The following is a 2,133-nucleotide window of genomic DNA, read 5'->3' as shown; positions in this document are numbered from 1 at the left end:
CGCGAAGCGCCTGACGGCGGCGCGGTCGAGCGCTTCGCGCGCGGTCTCGGAGTGCCGCTCGGTGACCACGACCGAGTCGATCCCGACGCGGCGCGCCCCCTCGATCCCGGGGAGCGCGTCCTCAATCATCAGGCACTCGGCGGGCGAGGCGCCGAAGTGTTCAAGGATCTTCATGAAGCACTCCGGATCGGGCTTCACGTGCGCGACGTCGTCGCGTGTCACGATGAGGTCGAAATAATCGTCGAGCGGCGCCTCCGCGCGCATCAGAAGGTTGTCGCGCACGTAGGTCTCGATGTTGCGCCGGCGCGTGGTGGTCGCAACGGCGAGCGTCTTTCCCGCGGCCTTCAGGGCCTTCACCACGGCGGCGGCGCCGGGCTGGTACCTGACGCGCGTGCGGAGGAACTCCTGCGCGAGCTCGTAGCGCTGGTGGTGGATCTCCTCGGGCGTGCCGGGGAATCCGAAGGCGGCCTTCATGTCGGCCATGTACTTGAGGTACGCGTCCGACCCTTCGCCGTACCGCTTCATCGCGTTCATGCGCAGGTGCCCGGCCTCGTCTTCAGTGAGTTCGACGCGCCCGTCCGTGAGGCGGCGCGTGAGCTCCTGGTCCACCTGGCTCCAGACGCCCAAAGAATCGATGAGCGTGCCGTCGAGGTCGAAGATGATGATGCGGCGGTCGAGAAACATGGATGTCCTTGGTCCTTGGCGTGAAGTGTTGGGTTGGGTTGAAGTTAGTCCCCGGCGGCCGGGCGCCCCGCGGCGAAGTGCGCGGCATTGGCGCCCGCGATGCGTCCGAAGACGAAGGCGTCGAGGAGGCCGTTGCCGCCCAGGCGGAACTTGCCGTGCACGCCGCCCGTGGTTTCGCCCGCGGCGAAAAGCCCCGGGATCACACCGCCCGCAGCGGCGGCGCGCTTCACCTCGGCTTCAGGCGTGATCGCGACGCCGCCGCAGGTGTAGTGGATTTCAAAGCGCTCGCGGCCGAAATAGTACGGGGGGTCGGAGAGGCCCTGCAGGAAGCGCGTGCGCCCGAAGTCCGGGTCGCTCTTCTTCCGCCAGGCTTCGTTGTAGCGGCGCACCGACTCCTCGAGGACGGACTTGGGGACGCTCATGCGGTGCGCGAGCTCGTCCAACGTCGCGGCGCTCGAGACGAGCCCCTGCTGCACCTTCGCCGCAAAGTTCGCCCCCTTGTGGCTGCTGCTGTCGGTGACCACCCAGAATTCGCCGCTCCCGGTCTGCGCGAGGTCGGCGAAGACCTCGTCCCAGGCGGCGGTTTCGTCCGTGAAACGCCGGCCGTCGTTCGTGAGGAAGATCTCCGCGCCGGGGTAGTCGAGCACGCGCCCGCCCCAAAAGGGAATCGCGAGGACGTGCTCCATGCCGGTCAATGCCGCGCCTGCCTGCTCGGCCATGCGCACCGCATCGCCCGTGGCCGGATCCTCCTTGAGGTGGCCCGGGCTGTAGGTCGTGTCGAGCTCGCGCGGAATCGCGGGCGCCCAGCGCGCGCGCATCGCGAGGTTCGCCCCGAACCCGCCCGCGGCGAGCACCACGGAGCGCGCGAAGACCACGTGCGGAGCGAGAGCGGCATCCCACACGCCCACGCCCGTGAGCTCCCCGCGGGCATTGAAGAGCAGGCGCTCGGCGCGCGTACGGTAGCGCACGACCGCACCCAAAGCGCGGGCGCGCGCCATGAGCTTCCAGCCATACTCCATGCCGCTGCGTGCCCAGATCGTGCGGTGCGCGCGCGGATAGACGCCCGTGTAGGCCTCGTAGAGCTTGGGGTCGAATTCAAGCCCCATGCCCTTCAGCCACCCGAAGACGGCGCCGCTTTCGTTCACCATGCGCAAGACGAGGTCCGGGTCGGCGGCCATCCCGCCGCCTTCGAAGGTGTCGCGGAAGAACTGCTCGGCGGAATCCCTTCGGCCCGCCCGCGCCTGTCCCTCGGGGTCGAGGGCGTTGAGCATTCCCGAGGAGACGATCATGTGCCCGCCCGCGAGGGCCTGCTTTTCAAGCACGAGGACGCGCTTCGCGCCGGCCTCCTTCGCCGCCACGGCGGCGGCGAGCCCCGCCGCGCCCGCACCCACGACGAGGACGTCCCAGACTTCGTCGGGGGGAACGCCCCCCTCGCTCGAAACGGCGTCC

The 2,133-nt window shown here is 69.5% G+C and carries 2 protein-coding genes; both read right to left on the bottom strand.

Translation table 11 applies throughout. The features are described 5' to 3' along the window. A partial coding sequence (locus ACT6Y9_RS10605; protein ID WP_443744506.1) for an HAD family hydrolase occupies nucleotides 1-684 on the bottom strand: 684 nt, incomplete at its 3' end. A gap of 44 nt (nucleotides 685-728) precedes the next feature. Then, the coding region (locus ACT6Y9_RS10600; RefSeq protein ID WP_443744505.1) for an FAD-dependent oxidoreductase at nucleotides 729-2,133 on the bottom strand (1,405 nt) is incomplete at its 5' end.

Origin of the sequence: Sutterella sp. (assembly GCF_052272535.1) — a bacterium.
GTDB lineage: Bacteria > Pseudomonadota > Gammaproteobacteria > Burkholderiales > Burkholderiaceae_F > Sutterella.
The sequence above is the reverse complement of the archived record's forward strand: the minus strand, read 5'-3'. Positions and strand labels throughout refer to the sequence as shown.